Genomic DNA, 13,223 nt, shown 5'->3' on the forward strand with positions numbered 1-13,223 from the left:
GCTATCGGCGCGCGCTTTTCGCGACCACGCCCGCGCCGCGCACTTCGAGCTTGCGCTGGTCCACCACCTTGCCCGTGGCATCGACCAGTTCGATCACATGGCGCCCCGGCCAGGGCAGCCATTGCGCGCTGTTGCCGCGCGCAAAGTGCTTGCCGTCGATGCGCCATTGCACGCCGCGGCCTTCGGACTCGAAGCGCACGCGCTGGTGCAGCGGCGGAATGTCGGGGTCGAGCGCGATGATCGTGCCGTCCGCCGGCGCGGTAATGCGCGCGGCCGCCGCCTCGGACGGTGTGCCGGCAGCGCCGCTGTCGAGCGCGAAGTGCGGCTGCTCGGTGCCCTGCAGGAACCATTCGCTGCGTGACGCCTCGATGGGGTTGCCGTCGGCACCGGGCCCGAATGTCACGTGCGCTTCGACGAGACCGGCCGGCGGCTTGGGTGCGCGGCTGGGTTCACGCGCGTGCAGGAAGCGCATCACCTCGGCCCATACCGGCGCGGCGCCGCTGGTGCCGCTCACGTCCCACATCGACGCGCCGCTCGCGTTGCCGACCCACACGCCGACCGTGTAGCGCTGCGACCAGCCCACGGCCCAGTTGTCGCGCATGTCCTTGCTGGTGCCGGTTTTCACCGCGGTCCAGAAGCGCGTGGAAAGAATGCTGTCCAGGCCGAAGGTGCGCGTGCGCGCGTTCGCATCGGACAAGATGTCGCCGACGATGAAGGCCGCGCGGGGGTCAAGGATCGGCACTGCGGGGTCGTCGGCCTTCTTCGCAGCGGATGCCGGTGCGGACGCGCGAGCGGACAGTGCGGTCACGCCGTACCGCCCGCCGTTTGCCAGCGTGCGATAGGCGTTGGTGAGCGACAGCAGCGACACCTCGGCGCTGCCGAGCGCGAGGCTGTAGCCGTAGTAGTCGCCGCTTTCGCGCAGCGGCAGGCCGCCCGCTCGCAACTGCCGCGCAAACGATTCGGGCGACACCATCACCAGCGTGCGCACCGCCGGCACGTTGAGCGAGGCGGCGAGCGCGGTGCGCGCCGACACCGGCCCCTTGAACTGGCGGTCGTAGTTCTGCGGAATGTAGAGCCCGCTCGCGGTGTTGATCTGCGCCGACGAATCGTCGATCAGCGAGGCAGCGGTGAGCCGGCGTTCGGCGATGGCCTGCGCATAGAGGAGGGGCTTGAGCGTGGAGCCGGGCTGGCGCAGCGCGGTGACCGCATCGACCTCGGCCGCCCGGCTCAGCGGGCCCGAGGAGCCAACCCAGGCGAGCACCTCGCCGCTCGCGTTGTCGAGCACCACCAGTGCGCCGTCTTCCACGTGCCGGCCGCGCAGTTCCTTCAAGTGGCGTTGCAGCGTGCCGAGCGCAAAGCGCTGCAGCGGCGCGCGCAGCGTGGTCCTGACGGCCGTCTCCTTGTTGGCTGCCTGCCGTGCGGACGTCGCGGAAGGAGCAGCCGCTTCACCGGCTTCGCGCAATTCCCTGAGCGCGCGCCGCGCCGCGTGGGGCGCAATGCCTTCGTTCGCATCGAAGGCTCGCCGCTGCACCGCCGCGCTCGTGAACATGTCGATGGCATCGCAATCGATTTTTTGCCCTGGCTCCATCGCGCGCATGAGTTCGCAGGCGCGCTGCGCCACCAGTGCTGGCTTGGCATTGGGCGCGCGCACCAGCGCGGCGGCCACGCTGGCCTCGCGCGCGTCGAGGCCGTTCGGCGCCTTGCCGAACAGCGTGCGCGAGAGCGCGTCGATGCCCACGATCTCGCCGCGGAAGGGCACGGTATTGAGGTAGGCCTCCAGGATCTGATCCTTGCGCCAGCTGCGTTCCAGCTGCGTGGCCGCCACGGTCTGGCCGATTTTCTGCGTGAAGGTGCGCCCGCTGTTGGCGCGGCGCAGGTCTTCATCGAGCAGGCCGGAGAGCTGCATCGTGATGGTCGATGCGCCGCGGGTTCGGGTGTTCCACAGGTTGCCCCAGGCGGCGGCCGACACCGCACGCCAGTCGATGCCGCTGTGCTCGTAGAAGCGACGGTCTTCGCTCATCACCATGGCCATGCGCAGCGCGGGCGAAACGTCGGCCAAGGCAATCCACTGGCCGCGGCGCACGGTGGCGTCAGTCCGCACGCGCTGCAGCAACTCGCCGTTGCGGTCGAGCACCGCGGTGTCGGAAGAACGGAACTCGCGCTTCACTTCGTCAAAGCTCACGAAGCCGGCCGATGCCAGCGCCGGCTGCGCGCAGAGGATGGCCGTCAGCGTTGCGGCAAGGCAACGGCGGCTGATGGCGAAGGGCGGGCGGTGCATGAATAGCGGCGTGAAGGCGGGGACGGAGATCGGCTGCCTGGGGGCGCCATTCTCGGCCATGCCGCCACGGGAACTGCACCTACTTGCAGACGGGCGCGCCGCCGCCTGTGCGCGTATGAACTTAGCGCCTAAGTTTGCAGCACGTTCCACATCCGGTAACGAACTTCACGCCCCGGCCTCATCGCAGATACGGAGCCGAGACGGAGGTGGCCTTCAATGCAGTTGCCGGCTTGCGGAGGCAAGCCGTCTTTTCATAATTCCAAGGAGAAAGCAAATGATGATCAAGACACTGGCCCTTCTGCTTGCCGCATCGGCCGCCCTGGCCGGCTGCGTCGTCGCGCCCTATGACCGTCCGGCGCCGCGCGCGCACTATGGCTACGGGGACCGCGACCGCGACGGTGTGCCCAACCGCTACGACCGCGACCGCGATGGCGACGGCGTGCCGAACCGCTACGACCGCAATCCGAGGAACCCGTACTACCGCTGACGCTGGCGGGAGCGAGCCTCAGGCGGGCCGGCGCGCGAGCAGCGCCCACACGCCCGCCGCGCTCAGCAGCGAGCCGCCGGCAAGGTTGAAGCGGCGCTGGGCGCGTGGCGACGAAAGCAGTCGGCGGGCCGATCCCGCGAACACGGCGTAAAGCGTGGCATTGAGCGAAGCCATGGCCACGAAGGTGACGGCCAGCACCCACAGCTGGCGCGTCACGTCGGCCGTGGGGCTCAGGAACTGCGGCAAGAACGCCACGAAGAACACGATGCCCTTGGGGTTGAGCGCCGTCACCAGGTAGGTGTTGGCAAACAGCCTCCAGCGCGACGCGGGCGCGGCCGGCGCCGCCATGTCGGCCGACGTGATGCCCGCACGCAGCAGCTTGATGCCGAGATAGATCAGGTACAGGCCGCCTGCCCACTTCACCACCGTGAACCAGAACGCCGAGGTGGCGAGCAGCGCCCCGAGGCCCAGCAGCGAAACCACCAGCGCGGTCGAATCGCCGAGCGCCACCGCGGCCACCAGCGGCACGTTGGCGCGCCGGCCATGCGACATCGAATAGCTGATCACCGTGAGGATGGTCGGTCCGGGAATGATCAAGAGCACGGCCGATGCGGCGACGAAGGCGAGCCAGAGTTCAAGGGGCATGAAAATTCTCCAAGGTTGTTGTTGTGTTCAGGTGCCGAAGCGCGCGGCCGACTTGGCCTTGGCACGTTCGGCCTCGATGGCGCGGTCGCGCGGTTCGGCCGTGGTCACCAGCGAATCGATGAGCCGCGTTGCGCTGGCGGCCATTTCATCGACCGCGCGCTCGAAGGCTTGCTGGTTGGCCTTCGATGGCACGCTGAAGCCGCTGAGCTTGCGCACGAACTGCAGCGCAGCGGCGCGGATCTCCTGCTCGGTGGCGGGAGGCTCGAAGTTATAGAGGGTCTTGATGCTTCTGCACATGGGAACTCCATTTCATTCGATCAGACCGCGCTCCGCGGCCTGCGCCTGGTTCTCGAAGATTGCCATCGCGGTCTTCATGCGCCTGAAGCCGAACTTTTCGTAGAAGGGCTCCTTGCCGGCCACCGCATAGAGAATGATCTTGCGGTGCCCCGTCGAAAGATCCACGAGCCGCGAGACGATCTCCTTGCCAAGGCCGGTGCCCTGGTGGCTCGGATGCACGGCCACGTCGCAGATGTACGAGCAGTCGAGCCCGTCGGCCATGGCGCGTCCGACGCCGACCAGTCGGCTGTCGTCATACGCAAAGCACTTGAACATGCTGTTGGAAAACACGAGCTTCAATCCATCGGGCTGCTTGTTGCCGAGCGGTGCGGCCTGGTAAAGCCGCGAGAGTTCTTCCCAGTCGATGCCTTCGAGCGAATGGCGCCATTCGAGTGTCATGGAGCGTGCCTGTTGTGTGTGGCCGGTCAGCCGGCAGGGTTCAACCGCAGGATGGCGTCCGCCACGGCTTCGATGCCCTGGTCGGTGAGGTCGGGTGCCGCCACCTGCTGCCGCTGCGGCCATTTCTCGAAGTGGCGCGCCTGCGAGCGTTCATAGTGCGGATCGTAGTGAAGCGCCATCAGTTCCGCAAAGAGCGGCGGCAGTTCGTCCTGCAGCGCCCATTCCTGCCAGCGCTGCACCACCGCCTTGCCCTGCATTTCCTTCAGCCTGTCGAGCTGGGCCGCCAGCGCGGCGCGGTCGTCGCCCAGGTAGGCGTAGTCGCGCAGCAGGTAGTCGAGCCGCGTGGCCGCATCGGCCTGGATTTCGATGCACGCCGCCGCACGCATGTGCGCAACCAGTGGAATCGGCACTGAGAGTCGTCCGATGCGCGCGCTTTCGCCTTCGACGTAGAGCGTGCGCGAGAGGTCGAGCGCATCGAAGCAGGTGGCAATGCGCGTCTCGAACTGCTTTTGCGAAGGCTGCGGCACGCCGGGCAGGGCACCCAGCAGCGACCCCTTGTGGCTCGCGCAATGCTCCAGGTCGAGCACCTGCTCGCCGCGCGCGGCCAGCGCCTGCAGCACGCGCGTCTTTGCGCTGCCGGTGGCGCCGCAGATCACCCGCAGTTGCAGCTTGGGCACCGTGGCTTCGATCTGCGCCAGCACATGTTGGCGAAAGCTCTTGTAGCCGCCGGCAAGCTGCTGTGCGTCCCACCCGACCAGGCGCAGCCAGGTCACCATCGACCCGCTGCGCAGCCCCCCGCGCCAGCAATAGACGAGCGGGCGCCAATTGGCGGGCTGCTCGGCAAAGCGCTCGAGCAGGTGCCGTGCGAGGTTGGCGGCCACCATGGCGCCGCCGACGCGGCGCGCCTCGAAGGCCCCGGTCTGCTTGTAGATGGTGCCGACGATGCGGCGCTCTTCGTCGTCGAGCACCGGGCAGTTGATGGCGCCGGGAATGTGGTCGAGCGCGAACTCCGAAGGCGAGCGTGCGTCGATGACGGTGTCGAACCGGTGCATGTCGGCCACGCGCGTGGGCTGGTGGCGCGGATTGTCGTGCTCACGCATGGGCGTGCCCCAGGTTGCGCCGCAGCCGGCCGCTCGCCAGGTCGACGAGGGCCACCAGCCCGAACATTGCAATCAGTACGGTCATGGCCTGCTGCTGTTGAAAGATCGACAAGTGAAAGTAGAGAAGCTGCCCCAGGCCGCCGCCGCCGACGAAACCCAGCACCGCGGCCATCCGGATGTTCATTTCCCAACGATACAGCGCATAGGCCACCCATTGCGGCAGCACGAGTGGCAGGCTGCCGTAGCCGAAGGCTGCCACCGCGCCGGCACCGCCGAGCGCCAGCGCCTGCTCGGGTTCGCGCGGTGCGTTCTCCAGGCTTTCGGCGAACAGGCGGCCGAGCACGCCTGTGGTGTGCAGCGCGAGCGCCAGTGCGCCCGCGAACGGGCCGATGCCTGCGGCCAGCACCATGAGCGCGGCCCACACCAGCTCGGGCACGCTGCGCAGAAAGTTCAGGACAAAACGGCAGCCCTGCCGCACCAGCAGGCCCGAGCGGCCCGAGGCTGGCAGCGCAAGCATGGCGGCGCCCGCGGCCGCCAGCAGCGTGCCGAGCGCCGACACGGCCAGTGTCTGCAGCGCGCCCCATGCCGTCTTGGCAAGGAAGGCGCTCGACAGATCCGGCGGAAAGAACTCGGCGATGAACTTGCCCATGAAGCCGATCGATTCGGACGTGAAGAGGGCCCGGTAATCGACGGCCAGGTACGCGAAGCTGGCCACCACGGCCACGAGCACCAGTGCCGACGCGACCCAGCAGCGGATGCAGCGCGGCGGCCCGGCCAAGTCGACGTGCCCGTTCATGCCAGCAACCGCCTTAATGCATTGCTCAGTGCATCCGCGAGCAGCACCAGCACCAGGAACACCAGCAGGATGCTGCTGGCTTCGCCGCCGTTGAGCATCTTCATCGATTGGTCCATGAGCTGGCCCAGGCCGCCCGCGCCCACGAAGCCCATCACGACCGAGGCCCTGACGGCGCACTCCCACCGGTACACCGTGTACGAGATGAGCTCCTGCCCGCAGTGCGGCAACAGGCCGTAGACCAGCGCGGCCAGGCGGCCGCTGCCGCTTTCCATCAATGCACGGGCGGGGCGCGTGTCGGTGGATTCGAGCACCTCGGCATACACCTTGCCAAGCATGCCGCCGTAGGTGATCGCGAGCGCCAGCACGCCGGCCGCGGGGCCAAGGCCGAGCGCGCGCACGAAGACCAGTGCCCAGACGATTTCTGGAATGGCGCGCAGCACCATCAGCACGGATCGCCCGGCCTGCCGCACCACAGCCGCCTGCGCACGACCCGGGCCGGGCCCGATGCGTGACACCGAGAGCGCGCGCGTGGTCACGAAGGCCAGCGGCGCACCGATGAGGAAAGCCAGCGCGGTGCCCGCCGTGGCCATGGCCAGTGTCTCCAGCGTGGCCTTGCCCAGCATCGCAAGAAAGTCCGGCGCGGACTCGGGCGGCATGAAGCCGGCCAGGAAACCGCCGATCACCTGCAGGTTGCCGGGCGCGAACAGGGCCGAAGGCGCAAAGCCCGACAGCTGCAGCATCGGCCACGCAATGACGAGGGCGGCCAGGAGCCAGACCAGGCGCCGGCGCGCAAGTGGATCGCGCAGTGCAGGCAGCGTGCGTGGCGGCAGCGGTTGCGCGGTGGTCACAGGCAATCCGGGCGCTCGACGGAATTCGCGGAAGCGGCGGTGAATTTTCGGGATGGAATGTCCAGCGGCAGTCCAGGTGCCTGCATCGGCAACCCGCCCTCACTGGCATAGAGCGCCGCAAGCATCGGCTCCGTCACGTTGGCTACGGGCTCGTCGAACACCACCTGTCCGTTGCGCATGCCCACGATGCGCGGAAACCAGCGCAACGCCAGGTCCACCGCGTGCAAGGAGGCCACGAAAGTGGCGCCCGTCGATTCGCTCTGCGCCACCAGCTGCTGCAGCGTGGCGTCGGCCAGCGTCGGGTCGAGCGCGGACACCGGCTCGTCGGCGAGCAGCAGCGCGGGCTGCTGGTAGAGCACGCGCGCAATGCCCACGCGCTGAAGCTGGCCGCCCGAGAGCCGGTCGCAGCGGTCGAACAGCCGGTCTTCGAGCGAGAGCCGCGACAGCACTTCGTGCGCGCCTTCGAGGTCCGACGGACGCAGCAGCGAGCCGAGCGCGCGCATTGCGGTCCATTGCCCGAGCCGCCCCGAGAGCACGGCGGTGACCACGCGCAGGCGCGGCGCGATCGGCGGGCTCTGGTGCACGGTGCCGATGCGCGATCGCAGCTTGCGCAAGGCCGGTGCGGCCAGTTGCCATGGCGCTTCGCCGAGCAGCTGAACCGTGCCTTCGCTGGGCCGCAGCGCGGCGCCGAGCACGCGCAGCAGCGTGGTCTTGCCGGCGCCCGAGGGGCCGATGACGGCCAGCCGCTCGCCGCCGCGCGCGGAGAGCGACACGCCCTGCAGCGCGCGATGGCCGTTCGGGTGCACCAGCCCGGCGTCGTCGAGCGAAAAGCTCACGCGACGGCTCCGGCGGCGCGCCCCGACGGCATCACTTGACCAGACCGGCCGACTTGGCGGCGGCTTCGATGCCGTCGTAGTTCGACGACTTGGTGGCAATGAACTTGCTCGCGCGCTGCAGGCTCATGATCTCCTTAATGGCTGGGTCCGTCGGATCGAGCTTCAGGAAGGCCTCGGTGAGCTTCTTGGTCAGTGCCGGGTCGAGGCCGGGGCGCACCGTCCAGTTGTAGTCGTAGTAGGTGGGGGTGGTGGCCAGCACGCGCACCTTGGCGGCGTTCGGGTTCTTGCTTTCGACCAGCTTCTCCCACACCGACGCATTCAGCACGCCGGCTTCGGCCCGCGACGCGGCCACGAAGGCCACGGTCGCGTCATGCGCGCCCGAGAAAGCGACCGTCTTGAAGTCCTTCTCGGGATCGATGCCCGCCTGCATCAGGAAATAGCGCGGCATCAGGCTGCCCGAGGTGGAGGAGGGCGCGCCGAACGCGAAGGTCTTGCCCTTCAGGTCGGCCAGCGTCTTGGCGGTGCTATCGACCGGCACGATGAACTTGCTGGTGAACACTTCGTCTTCCGCGCGCTGCACGATCGGCACTGCGCCGCCGTTGGTGCGGATGCGGGCCTGCACGAAGGTGAAGCCGCCGAGCCAGGCCAGGTCGATCTTGTTCGTGGCGAGGCCTTCGACCACGGCGGCGTAGTCGGTCACGGGCGTGAACTGCACGTCCATGCCGGTTTCCTTCTTCAGGTAGTCGCCCAGAGGCGTGAACTTGCGCTGCAGTTCGGTGGGCGCCTCGTCGGGGATGGCGGACACGCGCAGCACCTTGCCTTGTGCCGAGGCACCCAGGGCGAGGACGGAGAGCGAAAGCGCAAGGGCAATGCGAAAGAGGGGTTTCATGGAGTGGCGCAGGGTGGCGCAAGGGAGGACGGACAACCCTCGATTGTAGAAACCCGCGCGCGGGCGCCGTTGGCGGCCCCCTTCGATAATGGGCGACCGCCCCGTTTCGAATTGCGCCATGACCGACATATCGACAGTTTCCGCTCCCAACCCACTCAACCCGCTGGCGCCGCTGCGCCTCACCAGCTTCTCGCACGGCGGCGGATGCGGATGCAAGATCGCGCCCGGCGTGCTGTCGGAAATACTGAAGAACAGCGGCGGCGGGCTGATTCCGCCCGAACTGATGGTGGGCATCGAAACCGCCGACGACGCGGCCGTGTACCGCCTGAACGACAAGCAGGCGCTGATCGCGACGACCGACTTCTTCATGCCCATCGTCGACGACCCCTATGAGTTCGGCCGCATTGCCGCCACCAACGCCATCAGCGACGTCTATGCAATGGGCGGCAAGCCGATCATGGCGCTGGCATTGGTCGCCATGCCCGTCAGCCAGTTGCCGGTGGAAGTCATCGGCGACATCGTTCGCGGCGGGCAGGACGTATGCCGCGCGGCCGGCATCCCCATTGCGGGCGGCCACACCATCGATTCGGTCGAGCCTATCTACGGGCTGGTGGTGATGGGCCTCGTCGATCCATTCCAGGTCAAGCGCAACGCCGAGGCGCGCGCAGGCGACGTGCTGGTGCTGGGCAAGCCGCTGGGCGTGGGCGTGCTCTCGGCCGCACTCAAGAAAGAGAAGCTGTCGCTTGCCGGCTACCGCCAGCTCATCGAGAACACCACGCGGCTCAACACGCCTGGCATGGCGCTGGCCGCGATGCCAGGCGTGCACGCCCTGACCGATGTGACGGGCTTCGGGCTGGCCGGCCATGCGCTGGAGCTTGCGCGCGGCGCTGGCCTCACCATCACCATCGATTGGCCGGGCGTGCCGCTTTTGGACGGCGTTGCCGAGATGGTGGCGGACGGTTTCGTTACTGGCGCTTCGGGGCGCAACTGGGCCGGCTATGGCCAGGAGATCGAGCTGGCGGACGGCCTGCCCGCCACCGCGCAGGCGCTGCTGAGCGATCCGCAGACATCGGGCGGGCTGCTCGTGAGCTGCGCGGCCGAATCGGCCGATGCGGTGCTGCAGGTGTTCAGGAGCGAAGGCTTCGCGCAGGCCGCCGTCATCGGCCGGATGGAGCCGGGCCCTGCGCGTCTGCGCGTCTCGGCGTGAAGACCGCGACGGCCACGCGGGACGGCGCGAGGCGTGACTTCGAGCCAGAATGCAATCCAGGGGAGACACAACGCCGTCTTCGGCAGTCCACAACGGAGGTCGCATGATGCGCAAATCGGTTCTCTTCATTCCGGCCCTTGTCGCCACGGCCGCAGCAGCCGCAATCGCTGCTACGGGCGTGCAGGCTGCCGAGGTGGTGCGCTGCACCGATGCCGGCGGAGCCATCGTCTACACCGACGGCCCTTGCCCGCCGGGCAGCCGGCTCTCTCGCCAGGTGCCGCTCACCGAGCCCGTGACGGTGATCCCGTCGGCATCGTCCGGCGAAGCGCGGCGGCCGGCGTCCACGCCCCCACCGCGCGCGGCATTGCCGCCGCCGGCGGTCGGCAGCGCACCGCAGGGCCCGGCCATCATTCCGCGCAACGTCGACGAGCCGCGCCAAGCGCCTGAGGCGGCGCCGCCGGTCTACAGCTGGGGACCGGAGCCGTACTACGACGGCGGCCGACCCATCGTTCGTCCGCGCCACCCTCGGGTGCAGGAGGACCCGGGTCCGCCGCCGGGCCAGCGGCCCTGCCAGAACCTGGCGGGCATCAAGCGCAACAACTGCTGAGCCCGCGGGAGCCGATGCCACTTCGCCACTGGACTGTGTACTGCGACGGCAGTGCCATGCCGAACCCCGGCCGCATGGGGGCTGGCGCGGTCATCACCGAGCCCGACGGCACCCGCCACACCTTGTCGCTCGCGAGCCATGCCACCGGCTGCAACAACGAAGCCGAGCTGAGGGCGCTGACGCTCGCGCTCGAAGAGCTGAAGGCAAGGGGCGCGACGGCCGTGCTGGCCTATACCGACAACAGCATCCTCGTCGAGCAGCTCGGCGCGCCCGGGGCCAGACCGATCGCACGCATGGCCGGCCTGTTCGAGGATGCCCGCGCCTTGCTGGGTTCGTTCGAAGAGGCGAGCCTGCGATGGGTGCCGCGGCATCGCAATCAAGAGGCCGATGCGCTCGCTCGCGCCTCGCTGGGCTTTGCACCGAAGCCCGCGCCCAGATCGACGAAGAAGAAGCGCTAGCTGCTGCCGCGGGGCACCGGCCGGTCCTTCGGAGAGACGCCATATCATCCGCGTCATGACAGAAGCCACTCCTCTCCCGCCTCTTCCCGACCACCTCTCCTGCGACCCGCGCAGCCCGCATCACGTGGCGGCCGTTTTCGAGCACGACGTCGGCATCCGCTTCAACGACAAGGAACGCCTCGACGTGGAGGAATACTGCATCAGCGAAGGCTGGATCAAGGTGCCCGCGGGCAAAACGGTGGACCGCAAGGGCAAGCCGCTCTTGATCAAGCTGAAGGGCAGGGTCGAAGCGTTCTACCGCTAGGCCACTGGCCTGATCCTCCGGGCGCTCGCTCGGAGCCCTACAAAAAACATTTACATACAAAAAAGCCACCCATCTTGCATCTTTAGTTGTCGTACAACTGGCGCATAAAACTGCCGGAAATGGCAGAATTTCCAGTAACTCATCGGACATCGTATGAGTTAATAAGTACCAAAAGCGGGCAAACCGCTATTCAACTGGAGACAAAAGATGAAACGCAGAAACTTCGTCATCTCGACACTTTCCCCGTTGGCGCTGAGCGCATGCGGGGGAGGTGGAGGAGATGGCCCCACCTTTCCGCCGTTCCCCGTTCCCCCGCCGGCACCGGCTCCAGCCCCGGAGCAGCCGCCAAGCACCGAGGTGCTGGCGCGCAAGGCAATGCGGCGAGCCGCGGGCTTCATGGACGAGACGGTGTCGTACCGCGGTGGCTACGTCTGGGCCTACATGCCGGACTTCTCGACCCTCTGGGGCGAGATGGAAGCGCGCCGCACCATGTGCTGGATCCAGCCGCCCGGCACGCCGACCGCGGGGCACTGCATGCTCGACGCCTATCACGCGACGGGCGACGAACTCTTCTACAACGCCGCCGAACGCACGGGGCTCGCGCTCGTCGAGGCGCAGCACCCGTCGGGCGGCTGGAATTACATCCACGACTTTGCCGGCGAAACGTCGCTGCGCGAGTGGTACGCCACCGTGGGCGCCAACGGCTGGCGGCTGGAAGAGTTCCAGCACTACTACGGCAACGCCACTTTCGACGACGCGGGAACGGCGGTTTCGTCGCAGTTCATGCTGCGCATGTACCTCGAGAAGAAGGATCCGCGCTTCCTTGCGGCGCTGCAAAAGGCCATCGGCTTCGTCACGCAGGCACAGTTTGCGAGCGGAGTGGCCGAAGGCGGCTGGCCGCAGCGCTATCCGCCGTCACCCGACGCGATCTCTTCGATGCCCCTGCCCAATTCGCAGCAGCTGCCCGCGGGCGCCACTGCCGGCATGGAAGACGGCGACTACACGCGCCACGTCACCTTCAACGACGACGTGGCGGGCGAGAACATCAAGTTCATGCTGATGTGCGTGGTGGCGCTCGGCGACCAGAGCCTGGTGCCCTACATCACCCGCGCAATGGACTGCCTGCGCCGTATGCAGCAGCCCGGGCCGCAGGCCGGCTGGGGTTTGCAGCACCTGGCCACGGACCAGAACGGCCGCCTGGCCGGGGAGCCGGCAGGCGCGCGAAGCTACGAGCCGAGGTCGCTGGCCACGCACACCACGCAGACCAACGTGCAGCAGCTGTTCAACTACTTTCGCCTCACCGGCGACCGCGGCTACCTTGCGCGCGTGCCCGAGGCGCTCGACTGGCTGGACAGCTGCAAGCTCACCGACACCATGATTGCGGAGAACCCACTGCTCAAGGGGCGTACGCATCCCACCTTCGTGGAGCTCGGCACCAACCAGCCGCGCTTCGTGCATCGCTACGGCTCGAACATCCACAACGGCGCCTACTATTTCGACCACGACCACCGCAACACGCCGAGCCACTACTCGGCGGGCCGGAACATCGACATTGCGGGCATGCGCCAGACCTACGCCCAGCTCAACGGCATGACCGACACCGCCATCCAGCAGATGGTTGCGGCTTCGCCGCTGCGCCACGGGCAGCAAAAATCCCTCCCGAAGTATTTCTCGCTGCGCGAAGTGGACTTTGCCGACCTGTTCGCAGACCGCGTGATGACAAGCCCCACAGTGAGCGCCACCGATGCCGTGGCGGTGATGGACAAGCTCGACCCGAAGGGCTACTGGCTCGCACCTCTGTCAGCCGTGACCAACCCCTACAAGGGCGATGGCCCCACCACGCCGTACACGGGCGACGCCTACCGCAGCAAGCACGTGGGCGATGTGTTCGACACCTCGCCCTACGATCCGGCGGACCCGCCCCTCATCGAGCCCTACGTGAAGAAGGAGCAGCCGCAGGCGATCACGGTGGCGAGCTTCGTCAGCAACATGGGCAAGCTCATCGCGTTCACCGCCCCTGTGGTCTGATCGGT

The 13,223-nt window shown here is 67.9% G+C and carries 15 protein-coding genes; 6 read left to right on the top strand and 9 right to left on the bottom strand.

Going from position 1 to position 13,223, the window contains the following annotated elements; all coding sequences use genetic code 11:
• Position 1: 1 nt before the first annotated feature.
• Positions 2-2,278 (bottom strand): penicillin-binding protein 1C, encoded by a 2,277-nt coding sequence (gene pbpC, locus ASC78_RS17945; protein ID WP_055804054.1) that lies wholly within the window; start codon positions 2,276-2,278, stop codon positions 2-4.
• A gap of 277 nt (positions 2,279-2,555) precedes the next feature.
• On the opposite strand from pbpC, the gene ASC78_RS17950 reads away from it, so the two are divergent.
• Positions 2,556-2,765 (top strand): hypothetical protein, encoded by a 210-nt coding sequence (locus ASC78_RS17950; RefSeq protein ID WP_200934327.1) that lies wholly within the window; start codon positions 2,556-2,558, stop codon positions 2,763-2,765.
• Positions 2,766-2,783: 18 nt separating this feature from the next.
• Here ASC78_RS17950 and ASC78_RS17955 read toward each other — a convergent pair whose 3' ends face one another.
• From ASC78_RS17955 to ASC78_RS17990, 8 genes are read right to left on the bottom strand one after another with little or no spacing between them, the layout of a single operon-like run.
• Positions 2,784-3,410, bottom strand: coding sequence for a LysE family translocator (locus tag ASC78_RS17955; protein ID WP_055804059.1), 627 nt, complete (start codon positions 3,408-3,410; stop codon positions 2,784-2,786).
• 27 nt (positions 3,411-3,437) lie between these two features.
• Positions 3,438-3,707 (bottom strand): DUF2277 domain-containing protein, encoded by a 270-nt coding sequence (locus ASC78_RS17960; RefSeq protein ID WP_055804062.1) that lies wholly within the window; start codon positions 3,705-3,707, stop codon positions 3,438-3,440.
• Positions 3,708-3,719: 12 nt separating this feature from the next.
• Positions 3,720-4,145, bottom strand: coding sequence for a GNAT family N-acetyltransferase (locus tag ASC78_RS17965; protein WP_055804065.1), 426 nt, complete (start codon positions 4,143-4,145; stop codon positions 3,720-3,722).
• Positions 4,146-4,171: 26 nt separating this feature from the next.
• Positions 4,172-5,245, bottom strand: a complete 1,074-nt coding sequence (gene mnmH, locus ASC78_RS17970; RefSeq protein ID WP_055804067.1) for a tRNA 2-selenouridine(34) synthase MnmH — start codon at positions 5,243-5,245, stop codon at positions 4,172-4,174.
• A complete protein-coding gene (gene phnE, locus ASC78_RS17975) occupies positions 5,238-6,041 on the bottom strand; it encodes a phosphonate ABC transporter, permease protein PhnE (protein WP_055804070.1) in 804 nt (267 codons plus the stop codon). The genes mnmH and phnE overlap by 8 nt, the downstream gene beginning before the upstream one ends.
• On the bottom strand, positions 6,038-6,889 hold the full coding sequence (locus tag ASC78_RS17980) for a PhnE/PtxC family ABC transporter permease (protein ID WP_235505118.1): 852 nt from the start codon (positions 6,887-6,889) through the stop codon (positions 6,038-6,040). Before ASC78_RS17980 ends, phnE begins: the two co-directional genes overlap by 4 nt.
• On the bottom strand, positions 6,886-7,725 hold the full coding sequence (locus tag ASC78_RS17985) for a phosphonate ABC transporter ATP-binding protein (RefSeq protein WP_055804073.1): 840 nt from the start codon (positions 7,723-7,725) through the stop codon (positions 6,886-6,888). The genes ASC78_RS17980 and ASC78_RS17985 overlap by 4 nt, the downstream gene beginning before the upstream one ends.
• Before the next feature lie 31 nt (positions 7,726-7,756).
• Positions 7,757-8,614, bottom strand: coding sequence for a putative selenate ABC transporter substrate-binding protein (locus ASC78_RS17990; protein WP_157634476.1), 858 nt, complete (start codon positions 8,612-8,614; stop codon positions 7,757-7,759).
• 118 nt (positions 8,615-8,732) lie between these two features.
• Here ASC78_RS17990 and selD point away from each other — a divergent pair, with 118 nt between their 5' ends.
• From selD to ASC78_RS18015, 5 genes are all read left to right on the top strand, one after another.
• A complete protein-coding gene (gene selD / locus ASC78_RS17995; protein ID WP_055804078.1) occupies positions 8,733-9,821 on the top strand; it encodes a selenide, water dikinase SelD in 1,089 nt (362 codons plus the stop codon).
• A gap of 106 nt (positions 9,822-9,927) precedes the next feature.
• A complete protein-coding gene (locus ASC78_RS18000) occupies positions 9,928-10,428 on the top strand; it encodes a DUF4124 domain-containing protein (protein ID WP_235505119.1) in 501 nt (166 codons plus the stop codon).
• A gap of 14 nt (positions 10,429-10,442) precedes the next feature.
• On the top strand, positions 10,443-10,886 hold the full coding sequence (locus tag ASC78_RS18005; RefSeq protein WP_055804084.1) for a ribonuclease HI family protein: 444 nt from the start codon (positions 10,443-10,445) through the stop codon (positions 10,884-10,886).
• A gap of 55 nt (positions 10,887-10,941) precedes the next feature.
• The gene (locus tag ASC78_RS18010) at positions 10,942-11,190 is read left to right on the top strand and encodes a DUF3297 family protein (RefSeq protein WP_055804087.1); all 249 of its coding nucleotides are present in this window, start codon (positions 10,942-10,944) and stop codon (positions 11,188-11,190) included.
• 207 nt (positions 11,191-11,397) lie between these two features.
• Positions 11,398-13,218 carry a pectate lyase gene (locus tag ASC78_RS18015; RefSeq protein ID WP_055804089.1) on the top strand — a complete coding sequence of 607 codons (1,821 nt, stop codon included), beginning with the start codon at positions 11,398-11,400 and terminating at the stop codon, positions 13,216-13,218.
• The last annotated feature ends 5 nt before the right edge of the window (positions 13,219-13,223 follow it).

This window comes from Variovorax sp. Root318D1 (assembly GCF_001424835.1).
Lineage (GTDB): Bacteria > Pseudomonadota > Gammaproteobacteria > Burkholderiales > Burkholderiaceae_C > Variovorax.

Excerpts from the sequence above, each read along its gene's own strand:
- ASC78_RS18000 (WP_235505119.1), top strand. The coding sequence starts at position 9,928 with ATGCGCAAATCGGTTCTCTTCATTCCGGCCCTTGTCGCCACGGCCGCA.
- ASC78_RS17960 (WP_055804062.1), bottom strand. The coding sequence starts at position 3,707 with ATGTGCAGAAGCATCAAGACCCTCTATAACTTCGAGCCTCCCGCCACC.
- phnE (WP_055804070.1), bottom strand. The coding sequence starts at position 6,041 with ATGAACGGGCACGTCGACTTGGCCGGGCCGCCGCGCTGCATCCGCTGC.
- ASC78_RS18005 (WP_055804084.1), top strand. The coding sequence starts at position 10,443 with ATGCCACTTCGCCACTGGACTGTGTACTGCGACGGCAGTGCCATGCCG.
- ASC78_RS17955 (WP_055804059.1), bottom strand. The coding sequence starts at position 3,410 with ATGCCCCTTGAACTCTGGCTCGCCTTCGTCGCCGCATCGGCCGTGCTC.
- ASC78_RS17965 (WP_055804065.1), bottom strand. The coding sequence starts at position 4,145 with ATGACACTCGAATGGCGCCATTCGCTCGAAGGCATCGACTGGGAAGAA.
- ASC78_RS17990 (WP_157634476.1), bottom strand. The coding sequence starts at position 8,614 with ATGAAACCCCTCTTTCGCATTGCCCTTGCGCTTTCGCTCTCCGTCCTC.
- mnmH (WP_055804067.1), bottom strand. The coding sequence starts at position 5,245 with ATGCGTGAGCACGACAATCCGCGCCACCAGCCCACGCGCGTGGCCGAC.
- selD (WP_055804078.1), top strand. The coding sequence starts at position 8,733 with ATGACCGACATATCGACAGTTTCCGCTCCCAACCCACTCAACCCGCTG.
- pbpC (WP_055804054.1), bottom strand. The coding sequence starts at position 2,278 with ATGCACCGCCCGCCCTTCGCCATCAGCCGCCGTTGCCTTGCCGCAACG.
- ASC78_RS17950 (WP_200934327.1), top strand. The coding sequence starts at position 2,556 with ATGATCAAGACACTGGCCCTTCTGCTTGCCGCATCGGCCGCCCTGGCC.
- ASC78_RS18010 (WP_055804087.1), top strand. The coding sequence starts at position 10,942 with ATGACAGAAGCCACTCCTCTCCCGCCTCTTCCCGACCACCTCTCCTGC.
- ASC78_RS18015 (WP_055804089.1), top strand. The coding sequence starts at position 11,398 with ATGAAACGCAGAAACTTCGTCATCTCGACACTTTCCCCGTTGGCGCTG.